Source organism: Paenibacillus sp. OK060 (assembly GCF_900101205.1).
Classification (GTDB): domain Bacteria; phylum Bacillota; class Bacilli; order Paenibacillales; family Paenibacillaceae; genus Paenibacillus; species Paenibacillus marchantiae.
On sequence record NZ_FNFR01000003.1, the window covers coordinates 1 to 19,386 of the forward strand.

A 19,386-nucleotide genomic window follows, 5' to 3' on the forward strand; every position below is an offset into this window, starting at 1 on the left:
AACAACTATTCGGTATTAGCTACCGTTTCCGGTAGTTGTCCCAAACTTGAGGGCAGGTTGCCTACGTGTTACTCACCCGTCCGCCGCTAACCATCCGAGAAGCAAGCTTCTCTTCAAGTCCGCTCGACTTGCATGTATTAGGCATGCCGCCAGCGTTCGTCCTGAGCCAGGATCAAACTCTCCAATAAAGATGAATTTCAGCAGCGTGGTTAGACGCTATGAAAATCATCGGTGGTATTGAAAAGAGCGATAAGCTCATTTTGAAACTGACGATTCATTATGAATCAAAAGTTACTATCCATTTGTTCAGTTTTCAAGGAACTTGTTGTCCGTTTGTGTTAATGCTTGTCAACCGGACAGGAATCTTATCTTATCATGTCGACTAACTAACTGTCAACTCTTTTTTTCGTCAGCGTTCAAAGCGTTTCGACAATCATTCGCTTGAGGCGACAAGAAATAATATATCATGATCTAATTTATTTAGCAAGCACTTTTTAATAACCTTTATATAAATGATTTATAATCCACAACTCCCGCTATCTAACGAAACTCTCAACTACATCAATCGACAGATTATATGAATCCGGATGGATCAACTCTATTTACATACAGATACTTCGAGTTACTGAAAAATGAATTCTATTTACTTAAAACAGAAAGGGTACATCTACTTTTGAACCAATAGTATTAGATAACCAATTAGAGGATACTTTTATATTAGAAGTGTTTCCCTTCACCTTTTGATACAAGTGATCCAAAACGCTCTATAATAAGGTATATATAATATAGAATAAGGAATGAATATGATACTCCCGTTCAAGTAATCACTGACACAGTACACAATAATACTAAATTCAGAACCGCTCTCTAATCACAATCGGCTTCATTTATATCGAGGATGTTCTGATGAATAACCTATATGGGGTGAAAGCATATGAAGCAATGGCTGAAGAACATTCGAAAGGGTTATGGTAAAAAGCTCGTTTCCATTCATGCCTGGAATGCCTGGATTGTTGTCATCCTCGCGGTATCAGGTCTTATGTTGGTCGGTGGTTTCTGGCGTGAGTTACTCGGGATTGGACGCGTATGGTTAAAGTGGCTACATATTGTCGTCGGTCTAGCTATGCTAGCACCTGTGGTGTATTACTTACTTTTGGCCGGAAAGCACTGGAAACAACTTCGCAATAGGCCATGGCAGAGAGCAAATACAATCGTTGTTCTTGCACTGCTGGTAGGGTGGCTGTTATCAGGTATAGTGTTATGGCAGTTCAAGCTCGCTGGGCCGAGATGGTCGAATGCCGCGCTTCTGGTTCATGATTTGCTGACTTGGGTGGGCCTGCCTTATATCATCTACCACTCCATTACACGAACGAGATGGTTAAAAGATCCTGCACGCCGTGCAGTAAAAGCAACGACAGTTGTAGCAGAGGGTAGAAATAGGGTGCATTCAACTGATGCTCCTGATGAATATACAACGCCAGCAGCGGTAGTTTCTACCGAATCTATACGTACCATTAAGGAGAGTCCTCTCCATCAACCAGAGAAACCTCAACCCGTGTATACACGGCGGGCATTTATTCGTTCTGCTGTAGGCGTGGGCCTAGCTGTGACTTTGGGGCCTACTTTTATATCATGGGTTGGACGAAACCTCAAACTAGACAATAGTATTGATAGCATGCTGGAGAACGACCCCAATCACATGGTGCCTTTGCCACAAGCGCTGCCAGCTTCCTCACCGCCCGTCGGAGGCGGAGCTGAAGGTCATTTTCGCGTATACACGGTTACACCGATACCTTCCTTTTCCAATGCAAACTGGTCATTCCGGATTGATGGGCTTGTTGAACGGGCACAGGTATGGAACTGGGAGCAGTTCGTGAAACTTGCACGTACCGTTCAGGTCAGCGACTTTCACTGCGTTACAGGCTGGTCTGTATATAAGAATACTTGGGAGGGAATATCTCTTAAGCAACTTTTGACCCAAGCAGGCGTAAAACCCGAAGCGCACAGCGTCAAGTTCTACTCCGGGGACGGTGTATATACGGATGCGATAACGATGGATCAGGCACAGATGGATGATATTATGGTAGCTGTCATGCATGACGGCAAACCGATCCCGGCAGATTTGGGCGGTCCGGTACGCTTGGTCATTCCCCAGATGTATGCCTATAAGTCTGTCAAGTGGCTGAATCGTATTGAACTGATTGACAGCGAACATATCGGCTACTGGGAAGAACGAGGTTATGACAAGGATGCATGGCTTACTGGTGCTTCTCAGGCGCGTTCCTGATTTGAGTTACTGCCGATATACAGTTGAGTTTAAATAAATGTGCAAACAAAAGACCCCCGTTCCACTTATTCGTGGTACAGGGGTCTTTAAGTTATCTATACCTTATTCGAGTTACGCTCCGATTTAATCAAAGCCTACTCCACATTCAGAATCTATCCCTCTTGATTTAAAAGACGTACAAGTTCGTCCTCATCCTCAATGGTAGGAATGCCGAGATCATGAGCTTTGGTCAGTTTAGAACCTGCCTTCTCTCCGGCAATAACGAGGTCTGTCTTTTTGGAGACACTACCCGTTACCTTCGCTCCAAGTGCTTCGAGTCGTTGCGTTGCCTCTTCCCGCGTAAGTTGATGCAGCGTTCCGGTCAGCACGACCGTTTTGCCACTGAAGAAGGAATCTTCCACAATCGCTGCTGGTGCCTCAGGCGCCTGAGCTTTCACGCCTAAATTCAGCATCTTCTCGATAGCTGCCTTTGTAAACGGGTCTGCAAAGAAAGTCACAATGCTCTCAGCTACAATACCACCTACATCAGGTAGTTCAACGAGTTCCTCTGCCGTTGCATTCATAATGGCATGCAGGTCGCGGTAATGATCAGCCAGCATACGTGTAGTTGATTTACCTGTATTCGGAATACCCAGTGAATATAGGAACGAAGCGAGGTCACGATCCTTGCTCTGCTCCAGTGCAGCAATAAGGTTGTTCGCTTTCTTTTCACCAAACCGCTCCAGCTTCACCAAATCATCGAATTGCAATGTATACAGGTCAGCAGGCTCACGCACGTTCAATTCATCGTACAGCTGAATCGCCGTTTTCTCGCTGAATGTCTCAATGTCCATAGCATCACGGGAAGCAAAATGAGAAATCCGGGCCACCGTCTGCGGTTTGCACGCCAGCTTGTTGTTACAGAATAAATGCGCTCCACGCTGTTCCAGCGGGAATCCACATGCCGGACATTGCTCAGGAAACACGATTTCCTCGCCGTCACTCTCTTCAGTCACTTTACCCAGTATCTCAGGAATAACATCATTGGAACGACGGATAAAGACACGTGTACCCAAGGCAAACTTCAGATTTTTCCGCTCAATGTCACCTACGTTATTCAACGTGCAGTTCTGTACCGTTACCCCAGCTAGCTCAACCGGTTCAACTCGAGCAAGTGGAGTTACTTTGCCGGTACGACCCACATTCCAGACTACAGAGTTCAGAACGGTTGTGGTCTCTTCCGCCTCGAATTTGTACGCTACCGCCCAACGCGGGAATTTATCCGTGTAACCCAGTGCTTCACGGGTGCGCATGTCTGTGATTTTGATAACAGCTCCATCGATCAGGTAGTCTAGTTGACCACGGCTCTCCTGTATCGCAGCCAACTGCTCCATCACATCATCAAACTCATGGAAATACGTAATGGACGGATTGACTTTGAATCGATTCTCACGGAGAAAGTCCATCATCTCCTGATGGTTAGCAAACTGAATATCATCCGAATAACCTACATTATAGAAATAGGCGTTCAACCGTCGCTCAGCGGTAGTCTTCGGATTAAGGTTGCGCAGTGCTCCTGCTGCGGCATTCCGGGCATTTTTGAGCGGCTCTGCTGCCGTTTCATTATAACGATTCAATACAGACAGGTTCATGATGCCTTCACCCTGGACTTCAATTGTGCCACCTGTATACGGGATTTTAAGCGGAACAGATTTAATGGTTCTAACCTGAGCCAAAATGCCCTCCCCTACAGCTCCGTTTCCACGCGTAGAGGCTTGAACCAACTCACCGTTTGTGTACGTTAGATTCAGGGTCAAACCGTCAAACTTCAGTTCAATCACATAGCCAGGTTCGGGCAACAGATTGTCCGGATTTTTGGTGTTGTAGTCATTGACCAGCTTGAGCACGCGAGTATTCCAGTTTCGCAGCTGCTCTATATTCTGGGCTTTGTCCAAGCTCCACAATGAGGATAAATGGCGATGCGGTGTAAACCCTTTGAGCAGTTCACCACCCACACGCTGTGTCGGAGAATCAGGCAAAACCATGCCACTCTCCTGTTCCAGCGTAACCAGTTCGTCGTACAGAAGATCATACTCCTTGTCGCTGATCTGCGGCTGATCCATCGTGTAGTACTGATAATTATGCTGGTTTAGCTCGGTAACGAGTTGCTCCATCCGGTGCATCGGGTCCATACAGGGCCATCCCTCCGTTATTATAATTTGGATCTATGTAGAACGAACGTTAGAGCAATCTCTAAGTTCGTTCATGAATTTCTATTCCACTTTGGTGATTGGGGCAAAGCCTGCAAGCAGACGTTTTAGGCCAACCGGGGCCGGGAATGCGATCTGAAGCTCTGTGTCATTACCCGAGCCTTTCACCCCAACAATGGTACCTGTTCCCCATTTGCCGTGTTGTACTTTATCTCCGGCTTTGAATCCGTCAGAACCAGCTCCGGCAGCGACCGGTTTAGATGCCGACGACGGGGCAGGCGTGCTGGATGTACTGGACGACGTACTCATGGTAACCCGTGAGGAAGTAACTGACGAAGCGGAAGAACCGCTTTGGCTCTGACGATCAAACAGCTTGCTTGCTCCGCCACCAAAATTGCTTCCTCCACTGGCACCAAGTCCACGGCCACCATATGATCCACCTGCGCTGCTACCACGACGGTAGCGGTCACGAGCCATCGAAGTATCTTCTTTTAGCTCATCCGGAATTTCATCCAGGAAGCGCGAAGGCGGGTTCGCCGTTGTGCGTCCGAACAAGGTCCTCATTTGCGCGCAAGACAGGAAGAGTTGTTCTTCCGCACGCGTAATGCCCACATAAGCCAGTCTGCGTTCTTCCTCCAGCTCCTCGTTATCCATAAAGGCCCGGCTGTGTGGGAAAACTCCTTCCTCCATACCAACGATAAAGACGACAGGGAATTCCAGACCTTTGGCACTGTGCATCGTCATCAGGGTAACTGCGTCACTCTGATCCTCTTCATCATCGTTCATACTGTCGATATCCGCAATCAGTGCGAGATCGGTGAGGAACGAAACGAGCGTTTTGTCTTCATTATTTTTCTCAAATTCCATAGTTACGGACAGGAACTCATCAATGTTCTCCAACCGTGCACGGGATTCGAGTGTGTTTTCATTTTGCATCTCAAGTCGGTACTGGCTCATCTCGAGAATCTTCTCGGTCAATTCAGTCACAGACAGATACTCTACCATCTGATGCAGCGCGGCGATCATATCATAGAACTCCACCAGCGCATTCCGCGTTCGACCGGCAAAACCGAGATCGTCCACAACCTGAAGCACACGGTATATTGAAATCCCCCGTTCTCCTGCTGCAGCTGCCAGCTTCGCTACCGTTGTATCACCAATGCTGCGTTTTGGTACATTAATAATCCGGGTAAGGCTGATGTCATCATCGGGGTTCGAAAGCAGGCGCAGATACGCCAGAATGTCCTTGATCTCTTTACGATCATAGAACTTGATGCCGCCAACGATCTGATACGGAATATCAGACTTAATCAGAATTTCCTCTATAACCCGGGACTGGGCGTTGGTACGGTACAAAATGGCATGGTTCTGATAGGATTTGCCGTTCTTCACATTTTTACTAATCTCGGAGGTTACAAAATACCCCTCATCATGTTCGGAATCCGCACGGTACACCTTGATCTTTGAGCCACCCTCTTTGTCCGTCCACAGTTTCTTCGGTTTGCGCCCAGTATTCAGGCCGATTACCTCATTAGCTGCATTCAGGATATTCGAAGTGGAACGATAGTTTTGCTCGAGCAAAATCGTATTGGCTTCAGGGTAGTCTTTCTCAAAATTCAGGATGTTGCTGATATCCGCTCCACGCCAGCGATAAATTGATTGGTCACTATCCCCTACGACGCAAATGCGGTGATGACTATCAGCAAGCATACGGCAAAGCATGTACTGCGCACGGTTGGTATCCTGGTACTCATCCACGTGAATGTACTGGAATTTCTTTTGGTAAAAGTCGAGAACTTCCGGTACCTCTTTGAAAAGTTGAATAGTCGCCATGATGAGATCATCAAAATCGAGCGAGTTGTTGGCTCTGAGCCGTTTCTGATACATCTTATATACCTTCGCCACAATGCCTTCAAAATAGTCAGCAGCCTGCTTCTCATATTGCTCCGGACTGATCAATTCATTCTTCGCGGTACTCATCATCGATTGAACGGCTTTTGGCTCAAATTTCTTGGTGTCGATGTTCTGGTCTTTCATACAACTACGAATGACAGATAATTGGTCAGATGAGTCCAAAATGCTGAAATTGGAGGTAAAGCCGATGCGTTCAATGTCACGGCGCAGAATACGCACACACATGGAGTGAAACGTTGATACCCAGATGTCACGACCCTGAGAGCTGCCAACCAGTTGGGATACCCGGTCTTGCATCTCGCGTGCTGCTTTGTTCGTAAACGTAATAGCCAAAATGCCCCAAGGGGGTGCTTTTCGCGTTGCAATAAGATAGGCAATCCGGTGTGTTAGCACACGGGTCTTGCCACTGCCCGCTCCAGCCATAATCAATAGCGGTCCATCCGTCGCCTCGACGGCTTGCCGTTGGGGGGTGTTAAGCCGTGCTACGGCATCATGTATATTTACAGGTTGCATGCATGCATGCTCCTTTCATTGGTTGAAATCGATATAAGTAGTACTAAGGGTTACACTCGTCACTACGATGACAGAATAATCTTCCGATCGCCGTTATTCCCGGATTTTTTGATCTACTTTTTTCAAAGTGAAAATCCGGTAATAAATGCGAGCACTTCGTTTCTCCAGCTTATTTCTGTCCTCTTCGTTCTCGTGTAAAAATTAGTTTAGCTTATATTTAAGAGTAGTTGAAATTACAATTGAACTGCAATTACTATCTTTCAGTTCTTTCAGTTGTTGAAAAAGTGAGAACGCTCCGCTTCTCCATTGCAGTCTACGTTCTTGTGTAAACGACATTGCGCTCATGTAACTTGTTCTATTTAGCAAAGCCGAAGTTCTATTTTAACAGATCAAGAGGGGAAATTGGGGGAATGGTAAACTAAACCGATTAAACGGATTGTTTCACAGCTTGGACAGTCTCCAACGCCTTGTGCAAATCACTGTACACAATGTTTCCAACCACAACGGTGTCTGCGACCTGTGCAGCTTGTCCAGCTTTCTCCGGACTATCAATCCCGCCGCCGTAGATAAGATGCGCCTTGGTGAGTTGTCTGTGTGTCTCTCCAACCAGCTCCATATCTCCAAACGTTCCGCTGTACTCCATATATACGATAGGCAGGTTTAGCAGACGTTCCGCAGCCTGGGCGTAAGCAACCGCAGCATCCGTCGTTAATTCCGTATCCGCTCCCGTCATTCGGGCAACAGTGGAGTCGGCATTGAGGACAATATAACCTTCTGCAATAAGCAGATCCCATGGGATCAAGTAACCGTAACGCTCGATGGCTTGCTGGTGCTGTCCGATCATCCATTTGCTATCCGTTGCATTCAGCACCATCGGAATCAGATATCCGTCAAAACCAGGCACAACTGCCTCCAGCTCGGATACTTCTAGCACGCAGGGCAGCTCGTAGCGACGTACTCTGGACATCAGGTCAACCGTGTTGTCATAGGTAATTCCCGAAGACCCACCAACAATAATGGCATCGGTACCCGACATGCAGATCAGGTCAAGTGCTTCATCCGTTATTTCCCGGTCCGGGTCTAGCTTAAATACATGTCTCCACTGCTTAATCATGTCTATCAACGAACATTCCTCCAGAGGTTCTTCTGCATCCTAAAAAGCTTGTAAACTAAGTCTAAGTCAGCAGGGAGTGAGTGTCAATGTTCGTATAAAAAGGGGAACAAAAAATCACAGACTTTTCCCTGGAATTGCAGGAGAAGCCTGTAATTTTAGATGGCAGGGATGTGATGCTACAGAATTTAAGCCAGCGCCTGCTGCCACTTCGAACATCAATATCTTGAGTAGAGTTGGATCCAAAGTCTCAAGTAGGAATACCGCAACCTCTGAATCATAATTTTATACTCAAGGTTTCCAGGCAAAACGTGTGTTCATCTCATCCAGTTCCTGCTCGGTTAATACATCCGAATACACGCCGTACACGCCCCATTTCTCATAGTTTGCTACCTGATCGGTGTCATTAATGGTATGAACGTAGGTGACGGCTCCTGCCTGCTTCAGCTTGGCCACGAAATTCTGGTTTACTTTATATTCCGGCATGGTTACGGCATCGATGTCATTCTTTTGTACAAAATCAACCACCTGAGCTTCAGTATCCTGCGTAGCATAAAGGGTATAAATAATAGAAGGAAACGCGTAGATTTCTTTCACGGTTTCGAGCATCGGCTCGTTATAGATCTGTACTACAACCCGATTAAGAATTGAAGGGTCATGTTTCTTGGCTGCGTCCACGAGTGATTTTAGCACCTGCTGAATATCCTCGTCCTTCTGTTCTTTGGTATCGGTCACGATATACATATCCGGGTACTTGGCTAATACATCCATAATGCCGTCGGCATCCATCGGTTGGTACATGCCCAGAATAGGGGTATTCATAAATTCATCATGTGTCAATGCTCCAGCCTGTTTGTCTTCGGGTAACTCCTCGTCCTGTCCCAGCATTTTGCTCATGTTGGCGGTCCATTCATGTCTGGCTACTGCTTTGCGGTCCGAGGTCAGCATAAAGTCAATCTCAAACACGCGTGTGCCCTTCTCATAATTGGCAATCATCGCCTCATAGGCGTTGGTGTAAGGCTGTTCACGGATACTGCCCATGGCATGAGCAATCAGTCGATAGGCCGTAAACCCATCGTGCTGCTCCTCGCTCTGACTGTCATAGGCAAAAAAGAGTGTGCCCACGGTTACGATGAGTAGTGTAATGACGGCGGCAATTCGTTTCATATGGCGTTCACATCCTTATCAGGGTGGTAGGGAAGAAAAAGAGTACGAATAAGATGATATGACGAAGCATGTGCGGTTTTTCCTTTTTGATAGCTAACTACCCTGATTGGAGAGGTGTAAAACAAAAAGCCGCCCGAAGGCGGCTGTTAAATCTAGGGATGCAGTATTTCGGATGGATAAGAAGCACCATCTATTCGGTTTGTTGCACACTCAATTCATTCAGAAATGCGATCAAAGCTTCGCGCCAAGCTCTCATGGGTGGCAGACCGTTTGTACGAATAGCGAGATGATCCATTACGGAATATTGAGGTCGAGGAGCAGGACGTGGGAATTGCCCGGTGGTACAAGGCTCGAGAACAGCACTCAGTTTGAATCCGGATTGCTTGGATGCTTCTTCTGCAATGGCCTGTGCAAATTCATACCAGGTGCACATTCCAGAATTAGAGGCATGGTAGATACCATATTTCTCAGTTAATGAAAGTTCACTCACGAGTCTGGCTAAATCCACAGTATATGTGGGCGACCCTTGTTGATCATGAACGACCTGAAGTCGGGGACGCTTCTCCAGAAGTTCCAACATGGTTTTGACAAAATTACTGCCGTGTACTCCAAACACCCATGATGTTCGTATAATAAACCATCGCGTGCAGAGACTCTCGACCAGTCTCTCTCCGGCAAGCTTTGACTTGCCATACACGGTCTGCGGATTCGTCAAATCAAATTCCTGATAAGGCCTCGTTGCCGTGCCATCAAATACGTAGTCGGTACTAATATAAATCAGTTTGGCTTTCACTTTCTCTGCAGCAACGGCTATATTTCTAGTGCCTGTTACATTGACTGTGTACGCCATATCCTCATCTGTCTCGGCCTTATCAACGGCTGTATAGGCAGCACAATGAACGATGATGTGAGGCTGGAAAGCGTTAATGGTTTCTCTGCATTGCTGTTGATCGGTAATGTCCAATTGGTCCCTGTCACAGGCCATGACATCATGACCACCAGCTCGAAATATCTTTACAACATCGTATCCGAGCTGTCCCGCAGCCCCCGTCACCATTACTCTATACTTCATTTTGTAGGATCACCCATTCGATCACCATACTGAAGTTTTACATAATCTTGATACGTACCTGATTGAATTCGTGTCCACCATTCCTGATGATTCAGATACCACTGGATGGTTTCCTTGATCCCTGTCTCAAAATTGTGCACGGGCTTCCAGCCAAGCTCAGTATGCAATTTGGTCGGGTCAATCCCATAACGTCGGTCGTGGCCTAGTCGATCCTGTACATATTGAATCAAACTTGCAGGTTTGCCTAGTTGTTCTAGAATCTTTTCAACAATATATATATTGGTACGTTCATTATTTCCCCCGATGTTATATACCTCTCCAATCTTGCCATTATGAATGACCAGGTCGATAGCACTACAGTGATCTTCTACATAGAGCCAATCACGAATATTAAGCCCATCGCCATAGACAGGAATAGCCTCATCATTTAATGCACGAGATATAATAAGCGGTATAAGTTTCTCTGGAAATTGGAAAGGTCCATAATTGTTCGAACAACGTGTAATGTTTACAGGCAAACCAAAGGTTTCATGATACGCTTTGACAAGCAAATCCCCACCCGCTTTACTGGCAGAGTATGGACTGTTCGGCATCAATGGTGTCTCTTCTGTAAACAAACCTGTTGGACCAAGTGAGCCATATACTTCATCCGTAGACACCTGAACATATTTGGTAACTTGATATTTTTTCGCCGCATCCAGCAACACCTGAGTTCCGAGTACATTGGTACGCACAAAAATATCGGGGGACAGAATGCTGCGATCCACATGAGACTCAGCCGCAAAATTGACGATTACATCGATCCCTTGGGATATAATTTGTTCCATTTGCTGAACGTCAGTGATATCCGCTCGGATAAACGTATATTGAGAATTCGATTCTACGGATTGCAAATTCTCAAGGTTGCCCGCATACGTTAAGGAATCCACGTTAACAATTTCATAATCAGGATGCTCACGAAGCATATACATCACAAAGTTGCTGCCAATAAATCCAGCCCCTCCAGTAACGAGCAGTTTCATGTTATCTCTCTCCTTCTGCCCCCAGATAATGTTCGATCCGAGAAGCTTGTTTTAGTTAGCCAAAATTCAGTTCCGCCCCTTGAAGTAAAGGGTGCTTCTGATCTTTCTCGGAGAGAATGGGATCCGACACAGGCCAATCAATTCCGAGCGCTGGATCGTTCCACAAAATACCCCGGTCATGTTCAGGCGAATAGTATGCATCCACCTTGTATGTCACCTGTGTATGTGGCACCAGTGTACAGAATCCATGAGCGAAACCTTGGGGGACAAGCAACTGCCGCTGATTATACTCACTAAGAATGACACTTTTCCACTGTCCAAAGGTTGGTGAAGTCGTACGAATATCTACAATAACATCATAGATGGCTCCGGATATTACTCTGACCAACTTGGTCTGTGCTCTGGGCTGAAGCTGGTAATGAAGTCCGCGAAGAACTCCAGCTTCGGCGGACAGGGATTGATTGTCCTGAACAAACACATGATGTATACCATTTTCATACAGAACACGCTCATTATAACTTTCCATGAAATATCCCCGATGATCGCCATAAACCTTAGGTTCCAATATAGCTGCGCCATCCATAAACAGCGGAATCACCTTCATGTTATCCCTCCGTTATTGCTATTAACAGCATTTCTTCATATTAATCTATGTATATGTAAAGCATCGGGCAAGTGATCGTTCATTGGCCTGGTTAAATCATGATATTTCAATACGTTGTTCCATAAAATAATTAAAACCCAGCCGGTGTTTTACTTTCGGCTGGGCTTGATCATAGCGATTTCTCTATTTGTTCTGTACTATATGCTCCAAATACTTCAACAAATCCTCCCGCAAATCCGGGCGCTGAAGGGCATAATGAATCGTGGTTTCAATAAAACCAAGCTTCTCCCCAACATCATGACGCAGACCGTCAAAATGATAGGCGAGAATCTGTCGTTGGTCATTCAGACGGGACAAGGCATCCGTTAACTGGATTTCTCCGCCCACGCCAGCAGACTGCTGACCAAGAATATCGAAGATATCCGGCGTCAGAATATAACGTCCCATAATCGCCAAATTGGAAGGTGATTCTTCCGTCTTCGGTTTCTCGATCAAACGACGCGCACGGTACACACGATCTTCGGTGCGAGATACCAATTCCCCGTCCACAATCCCGTAACGTGACACTTCGCTCCAATCAACAGGCTGCACACCTACGATCGGAGATTGCAATTCATCATAAACTTCGATCATCTGCTGAAGACAAGGATGATTGGATTCCACGATGTCATCCCCCAGTAGCACGGCAAATGGTTCGTTTCCGATAAACTTGCGGGCACACCAGATGGCGTGCCCAAGACCCTTTGGTTCCTTTTGACGGATATAATGGATGTCTGCCATCTCGGAGGGCTTGCGAACTTCATTCAGCAGATCCCACTTCTGTTTACCAGCCAGATTCTGTTCCAATTCGAATGAATAGTCAAAATGATCCTCGATGGCCCGTTTACCTTTACCTGTTACGATAATGATATCCTCAATGCCTGAAGCCACGGCTTCTTCAATAATGTACTGGATCGTTGGTTTATCAACGATGGGCAGCATTTCCTTGGGCATCGCCTTCGTTGCAGGCAGAAACCGGGTACCGAGCCCGGCCGCTGGAATGATTGCTTTGCGAATACGCACGCTAGATCCGCTCCTTCTGGTGGAGAAATAATTATATATTAGATAAATCGAATACTAATTTGGCAGACTTCATTATACCATCAACAGCTCCCGGATATCCTGCTCGGATAAGGTGGTCGATCCTCGATCTCCGGGTTCAATGACTTCGGCAATCAAATCTTTTTTGCGCTGCTGCAGCTCCAAAATCTTCTCCTCAATCGTACCTTCCGTAACGAGGCGGATAACCTGTACGACTTGTTTCTGCCCCATACGATGGGCACGTCCGATGGCCTGTTCTTCCACGGCGGGATTCCACCAAAGGTCATATAAAATAACAGTATCTGCACCTGTTAAGTTCAATCCGGTTCCACCAGCCTTCAAGGAGATCAGGAACAGCTCAGCTTCACCCTCGTTGAATCTGCGACACATCTCTACCCGACTCTGTGCAGGTGTCTGACCATCCAGGTAGAACAAATCTCTCCCCTGTGCAGCGAGCGTCTGTCGAATCAGATTCAGCATGCTAGCGAACTGGGAGAAGATGAGAATGCGTTTCCCAGCAGCGAGACAATCCTGGACCGTCTCCAGCAGCTGCTCCATTTTCCCGGAATCCCCTTTATAACCCTCCACAAAGAGAGCGGGATGACAGCACAACTGGCGCAGGCGTGTAATACCAGCCAGTATTTTAATCCGGTTCTTCTGAAAGCCGTTCTCTTCCATATCCTTGGATGTCTCATCCTGAAGCTGAGACAGGTACGCGGCATACAGTTTCTTCTGTTCGTCCTTCAGCTCGGAGCGCTGAACGGTTTCAATTCGATCCGGCAATTCCTCCAGCACATCTTTCTTCAGACGGCGAAGAATAAACGGACGGACCATTCGCGCGATTCGTTCAGGAGGCAGGTCCCGGAATCTGCGATAGCTTGGAAATAGGCCCGGGAAAACCGCTTCAAAGATCGACCATAGCTCATCCAATGAGTTCTCCACGGGTGTTCCTGTAAGAGCGAAGCGACGTGGTGCCTCAATCTGTTTAACCGCTTGGGCTGTCTGGGAAGAAGAGTTCTTGATAGACTGGGCTTCATCCAAAATAAGCGTATGAAACGTTCTCCCGAGATATGTGTCCAGATCGCGGCGCAATAGCGGGTAGGACGTCACAATAACATCTGCGTCATCCATACCTTCGAGCATACTAGCTCGTTCGTCTTTCTGCCCAGCTGCAATCAGAACTCGCAAATGCGGCGCAAATCGGGCAAATTCATTGGCCCAGTTGTACGTTAACGAAGCTGGTGCAACGACGAGTACCGGGGGATGAGTAGATTGTTGGTCCAACAGTCCGGCCTGTACTTCATCTGGGATGTTATTCCCGAAAGTTCCCTCATCGACAGTGTAATCAACATCACCTGGATTGCTTATGTGCTGTTTCGGCTTTTCTTTCAGTTCTGCCGCGATATAGGCGATACTTTGCAGCGTTTTACCAAGTCCCATATCATCCGCCAGGATACCGCCAAATCGGTAAAATGCGAGTGTACGCAGCCACTGATATCCACTGGCCTGATAATCACGCAACACGGGAGCAAGCGCATCCGGTAATGCAAAATCCATCCGCTCAGGATCACGAAGGTCATCCAGGAAACGTTTCAGAGAACCGCCCCACTTCACATGTCCGGAAACCTCGTCCCGGCCCGGAAGCTGTAACGCCCGAACTGCCGGCATCCGTATATGACTGCCATTGATATCGCCCGACGCCAGTCCAAGGGAATCCGCCATGTGTGCAAAGCTGTCCGCTCCGTCATTTTCGAGAGAGACAAACACACCGCTGCGCAAGCGGAAATACGGTTTCTTTTCCACAATGCTGCGCATAATTTCCTGAAGCTCCAGCTCATCTACACCTTCCATCTCGAATGAGATCTCCAGCCAATCCAAGCCTTTGCCCAGATCTGCCCGAACTTTCGGCGGTGTCGGATAGGATTGCACCATGGCCTTCACCGCATTCGGGATATAGACATCTACCTGCTTCTCAAGCTCCGGCAGCAAATGATACATCACATCGTATACCGCATCTTCTCGTTCACTTGCCCATACACTGCCATCCCGTTCCAGGAAAGAGCGATCTAGTCGGTCGATCAGGTTACGCTCCGCATGACGGTCACGTACCAAAATCACCTTTTTCTCTTCCTCATCGATCAAATATTCGGCCAGCGGATTAATCACCATTACACCGTAATCAAACTCCAGACGCGCAGTAATCCGTTCCCGGTAGAAATCAATATACAACTTTGGCGCAAGCTCCGGCTCTGCGATTCGTTCTCTCACCTGGGAGTCGATCGACAGATGTCCAAGTGTACGCAATTCCGGCACTACATGCTGCACGAATTCATCCACCTGCTGAGCAGAAATATCGATACTTTCCTTGATTCCATAAGAAGTGAGCGCTCTGCTCAAATCCTCCAGACTTCGCATCTGCATCGGCTCCAACATATGCAATTGCCCTTCCACCACGGCAGCATCATAGGCTGGAAGAAGAATTAACTCACGCAATCCGGAAATCTCAAGCTGATATCCTTCATTAGTCCCCTGCGCAATACGATAAAATAATGGCAGTGCCCCTTCACCCAAAGTGAGTGGACCATTGGCTAACCCTGTTCCCTCCATCCGGCTATCTGCCTGCAGCAGCAAATCCAATAGAGGCTTCCAGACCAGAGGAGCAATCAATATATCTCTTCCGTCTGAAGCACCCAAGTAACCGGAGATGGATTCGCGGTAAGCTTCCTCACTCTGCCTCATCCGAATAAGCATAGACAAGATCGCCTGATCCTGTGGCCGAAAATAATGCATTGAAGGGTCGTAGAAAAATAGCTTGGTAAACGACATCGGCTCACCATTCTCAATGCAATTCAGGAATTGCTTCACTTTCTGAACGACATACAGGCGTTTATTTCCTACTTTCAGTTCAAGCGCGAGTTTGGCTCCGCCTTTGTGAACCTGCACAAGCTTGCATATAAATTGGAGCTGCAGCTCCTCCCGCAATGAAGACCGGGTTACAGGCGTAGTGTATTTACGATCATTTGATTGCAGGGGGCTGCGTTCTTTGGCAAACATGGAAAGAATCTGATCTGCTGTGCGGTAGGAAGGTTTATCTGCTGATCTACCCCATCCAGGAGCTGAGCTTGGTCGACCCGCTTGGGCGAAATGTACGGACGGACGATCCATATCCGAATGGTCATCAAGCTTGGATTCGGAAGACACTGGCTCGGCTGCAATGGCCTGAGCAGATGAAGTTGAATGAGATCCCACATTCATTACTGAGTCGGTATTTGAAATGGAGTTTGGACGCTCCCACTCATTCTCCTCCACCAGCGTTCCTACTCTGGAACTGGAGCCACGATCAGGTTTAGACACCAGCTTCGAGGATGTTTGAGAGCCCGTGTCACGCTGTTCTCCCCATTCATGAATCGCCAGCAAAACGGCAGCCACGTGTTTGCAATAGTCATAATATCTCCCATCGCCCGGACAGCTGCATCCGGCAACAACCTCACCTGCATCATCCAGATCAACCGTTACTTTGTATCGTTCTGTACCTCGAACCACAGCTTCGTAATGACGTTCATCCTGACTGGCAACCAGATTGGTCACCCTCCCAGATTGGTTATACGCTTCTCCCCGTTTGAAAGCCGTGACCCCGCACAGCAATTTGATATCCATCATCGTGAATGGCGCCACGGTTCTTCGCCTCCTATATTTCTCTGACAAACAAGATAACACATACGAATTTAGTATAGGTGTAGTTCAAGTCTCTTTTATAGAAAAAACCCCAAGAGCTCCGTAAAGCAGAGATTGGGGTTGCTTCATACTTCATGCCTGTTGCTGTTTGTTCCGGTTTCGATCTATTATTTCACCAGTTGACCACGCGTTACGCCAAGCTGGTTTGTTGCTTTCAGCGTTTTCCAAACTTGTGTACCACTGATCTCGCCACGCAGAGCACGGTTATACAGATCAATAACCTCACGCACCTGCTCTGGAGTTTCCTCCAGGAATTCCACACGGTAGCGGGATACACCCAGATCCATGAAGTTGGTCAGGTATTCTGCACCGGATTGTTCCACCGCATTATACACGGTATTACGGCAACCTTCGTCCACACGTACCGGGTGAGACATGCCGATCCGGTCTTGCAAGGAAGCCCGGTGATCTTCACATGGACGTCCACAGTTCGTAAAGTCGGTTCCTTCACTCATAAACGTACAGTACACACAGTGCTCGGTATGGAACATCGGCAAATGCTGATGAATAACGACTTCCGTCTGACTTGTACGGGAGTGTCCCAGCAAATCAACCATTTGCTGAATGTTCAGGTCATAAGAAGGCGTAATCCAGTCACAACCCGCTTCCAGGAACAGTTCCACTGCTTTGTGATTGGCAATGTTGAGTGAGAAGTCACCGATCAATTCAGGATGCTTCGCATCCGGGTTCTCCATCCGGTGGCGCAAGTAGAAGTACAATGCACCCGTATTACGTACGAGCACAGCATCCGGCTGCAAACGCAGGATGTTGTTGTGATACCCGTTCTCGCCAGGCATATGAATGCGTGGTGTTGCCAACGCAATCTTGCGGCCTGCGGCACGAACAGCTTCCACCGCTGCCGGGAACTGCTTGATAAACTCGAAGTCGGCGTAGATCATGCCGACACCTGCTTCCAGCGCTGCCTCCACTTGGGGCAGGCTGCGGCAGAGCGCGGTCAGCTCCGCATGACCGCGAGCAACTGGCGCTGCCGGTTTAACTGCATCGCCGTAGACTTCCACCGCCCGTTTCACGTAGACGGGCGGTTTAGGGCGCTCGCCCGCGAGTTGTTCCACCGCCTGACGGCGAATGTTATTCAACTCGCGCATCGGGATGATGACGTCACCGTGCAAGTTGACGTCCAATTCTTCCAGCTGGAAAACAGTGCCGCCCAGACGTCCGAATTGCTCTTCGAGCAGTTCGTGTGTCATTGGACGCTTCTGGGCAATATCCAGTTCCATCTCGGAATTAACACGGACCGTCGTGCCCTTCTGCACGTCCGTCCACCATGTGCTAAGCGGCTGCCCTGGGCTGCCGATAACTTTTACGTTTACCGGGAAGATACGATAAGGCTTCTCGATTTCAAAGCTCTGACGCAGACGTTTGTCCAGCGCCGGATCATTCGTTTTCCATACTTTGTCGCCAACTTTCACGCGGCGCAGGTCCACGTCACTACGGCCTGGTACAACGTCCACGATCCAGCCTTCCTCTGCTTCGCCTTCAAGCTTCACGCCTTTGCGACGTACATCGTAGACACGTCCGCCCTCTTCCTTCTTCGTCGGATCTCCGGCATCAAATACAATTCCGTCTCCACGTTTCACTGGTGCATCAAGCTTCAGGACGACACCATCACGCAATACTTGGTCTACACGACCCAGATAGACGCCACGGCTTTTCGGGAACGTACCGTCAACCAGCTGTTTATTATTCGTTCCGTCCAGGAAACCGTGTGTGAATCCACGAGAGAAGCTCTGCTGCAATTCACGAACTTCTTCCTTACTTGGAGGAGTATTATCTCCATCAAAGTAACGGTCAATCGCTTTGCGGTATTTACTAACCACGTTGGCCACGTATTCTGGCGTTTTGAGACGTCCTTCGATTTTGAAGGAAGTTACGCCTGCTTCGATCAGTTCCGGCATCAAGTCAATCGCAGCCAGATCCTTCGGAGACAGCAGATACGCCACATCGCCCATTGGTTTATGCTCGCCATCTACCATCAGGTCGTACGGCAGACGACAAGCCTGTGCACATTCCCCACGGTTGGCGGAGCGTCCGCCCCACATTTCAGAAGTCAGACATTGCCCGGAATAAGACACACACAACGCACCGTGAACAAATACTTCCATCGGTAACTTCGCCTGTTCTCCGATCTTCTGAATCTGCTTCAGGTTGTTCTCCCGTCCAAGCACGACACGTTCCATATCAAACGGCTTCGTAAACTCCACCGCTTCCGGTGACGTAATCGTCATTTGGGTTGAACCGTGGATCGGGAAGTCCGGCGAGATCTCGCGAATCATTTTGACCAGACCCAAATCCTGTACAATCACGGCGTCCACACCTGCATCGACACAAGCGTCGATCAGTTCTTTGGCATCCGTCAATTCATTTTCAAAAATCAATATATTAAAGGTCAAAAAACCTTTTACGCCATAACTGTGCAAAAACGCCATAATCTCAGGCAGCTCGTCCATACGGAAATTGTTCGCCCGTGCCCGTGCATTAAATTTTTCGACTCCGAAGAAAATCGCATCCGCGCCGTTGGCTACCGCCGAACGCATACAGTCCCAGTCACCTGCGGGTGCCAGAAGCTCAACGTCTTCTCTTCGTATTGTTGCTGTTTTCATGTGTATCCTCCCCATAACCGGCATAGCCGGATTTCATCCCTAATACCCTGTACGCTAATCCTGTTCCTTGA

General features: G+C 47.8%; 11 protein-coding genes and 1 rRNA gene. 1 reads left to right on the forward strand and 11 read right to left on the reverse strand.

The genetic code is table 11. The features are described 5' to 3' along the window. Positions 1-188, reverse strand: a 16S ribosomal RNA gene (locus tag BLS14_RS11900); the annotation flags it as partial. Between the two features lie 746 nt (positions 189-934). Between BLS14_RS11900 and BLS14_RS11905 the strand changes: the two genes are divergently transcribed. Further along, complete coding sequence (locus BLS14_RS11905) at positions 935-2,287, forward strand: molybdopterin-dependent oxidoreductase (protein ID WP_072733556.1); 1,353 nt, start codon at positions 935-937, stop codon at positions 2,285-2,287. Positions 2,288-2,439: 152 nt separating this feature from the next. Here BLS14_RS11905 and ligA read toward each other — a convergent pair whose 3' ends face one another. The 10 genes from ligA to BLS14_RS11955 form a co-directional block, all read right to left on the reverse strand. Then, positions 2,440-4,458: an NAD-dependent DNA ligase LigA gene (ligA, locus tag BLS14_RS11910; RefSeq protein ID WP_090951804.1), complete on the reverse strand. Its 2,019-nt coding sequence runs from the start codon at positions 4,456-4,458 to the stop codon at positions 2,440-2,442. Positions 4,459-4,539: 81 nt separating this feature from the next. Continuing rightward, entirely contained in the window at positions 4,540-6,903 is a 2,364-nt protein-coding gene (pcrA, locus tag BLS14_RS11915) for a DNA helicase PcrA (RefSeq protein ID WP_090811933.1), read from the reverse strand. A 427-nt stretch (positions 6,904-7,330) separates the two neighbouring features. Further along, positions 7,331-8,017, reverse strand: coding sequence for a heptaprenylglyceryl phosphate synthase (locus tag BLS14_RS11920; protein ID WP_371121635.1), 687 nt, complete (start codon positions 8,015-8,017; stop codon positions 7,331-7,333). A gap of 288 nt (positions 8,018-8,305) precedes the next feature. Continuing rightward, positions 8,306-9,181, reverse strand: coding sequence for a phosphatidylinositol-specific phospholipase C/glycerophosphodiester phosphodiesterase family protein (locus tag BLS14_RS11925; protein WP_072733560.1), 876 nt, complete (start codon positions 9,179-9,181; stop codon positions 8,306-8,308). Between the two features lie 190 nt (positions 9,182-9,371). Next, on the reverse strand, positions 9,372-10,253 hold the full coding sequence (gene rfbD / locus BLS14_RS11930) for a dTDP-4-dehydrorhamnose reductase (RefSeq protein ID WP_072733561.1): 882 nt from the start codon (positions 10,251-10,253) through the stop codon (positions 9,372-9,374). Beyond that, positions 10,250-11,275, reverse strand: coding sequence for a dTDP-glucose 4,6-dehydratase (gene rfbB, locus BLS14_RS11935; RefSeq protein ID WP_090951810.1), 1,026 nt, complete (start codon positions 11,273-11,275; stop codon positions 10,250-10,252). Before rfbB ends, rfbD begins: the two co-directional genes overlap by 4 nt. Before the next feature lie 55 nt (positions 11,276-11,330). Beyond that, the gene (gene rfbC, locus BLS14_RS11940; RefSeq protein ID WP_064641968.1) at positions 11,331-11,879 is read right to left on the reverse strand and encodes a dTDP-4-dehydrorhamnose 3,5-epimerase; all 549 of its coding nucleotides are present in this window, start codon (positions 11,877-11,879) and stop codon (positions 11,331-11,333) included. Positions 11,880-12,062: 183 nt separating this feature from the next. Continuing rightward, positions 12,063-12,941, reverse strand: a complete 879-nt coding sequence (gene galU, locus BLS14_RS11945) for a UTP--glucose-1-phosphate uridylyltransferase GalU (RefSeq protein WP_063568272.1) — start codon at positions 12,939-12,941, stop codon at positions 12,063-12,065. Positions 12,942-13,013: 72 nt separating this feature from the next. Beyond that, entirely contained in the window at positions 13,014-16,634 is a 3,621-nt protein-coding gene (locus tag BLS14_RS11950; protein ID WP_090951813.1) for a DEAD/DEAH box helicase, read from the reverse strand. Positions 16,635-16,801: 167 nt separating this feature from the next. After that, the gene (locus BLS14_RS11955; RefSeq protein WP_072733564.1) at positions 16,802-19,315 is read right to left on the reverse strand and encodes a U32 family peptidase; all 2,514 of its coding nucleotides are present in this window, start codon (positions 19,313-19,315) and stop codon (positions 16,802-16,804) included. Positions 19,316-19,386 lie beyond the last annotated feature (71 nt).

Coding starts and splice junctions, on each gene's coding strand:
- ligA (WP_090951804.1), bottom strand. CDS start 4,458: ATGGACCCGATGCACCGGATGGAGCAACTCGTTACCGAGCTAAACCAG.
- BLS14_RS11920 (WP_371121635.1), bottom strand. CDS start 8,017: ATGATTAAGCAGTGGAGACATGTATTTAAGCTAGACCCGGACCGGGAA.
- pcrA (WP_090811933.1), bottom strand. CDS start 6,903: ATGCAACCTGTAAATATACATGATGCCGTAGCACGGCTTAACACCCCC.
- BLS14_RS11955 (WP_072733564.1), bottom strand. CDS start 19,315: ATGAAAACAGCAACAATACGAAGAGAAGACGTTGAGCTTCTGGCACCC.
- BLS14_RS11925 (WP_072733560.1), bottom strand. CDS start 9,181: ATGAAACGAATTGCCGCCGTCATTACACTACTCATCGTAACCGTGGGC.
- rfbD (WP_072733561.1), bottom strand. CDS start 10,253: ATGAAGTATAGAGTAATGGTGACGGGGGCTGCGGGACAGCTCGGATAC.
- BLS14_RS11905 (WP_072733556.1), top strand. CDS start 935: ATGAAGCAATGGCTGAAGAACATTCGAAAGGGTTATGGTAAAAAGCTC.
- rfbB (WP_090951810.1), bottom strand. CDS start 11,275: ATGAAACTGCTCGTTACTGGAGGGGCTGGATTTATTGGCAGCAACTTT.
- rfbC (WP_064641968.1), bottom strand. CDS start 11,879: ATGAAGGTGATTCCGCTGTTTATGGATGGCGCAGCTATATTGGAACCT.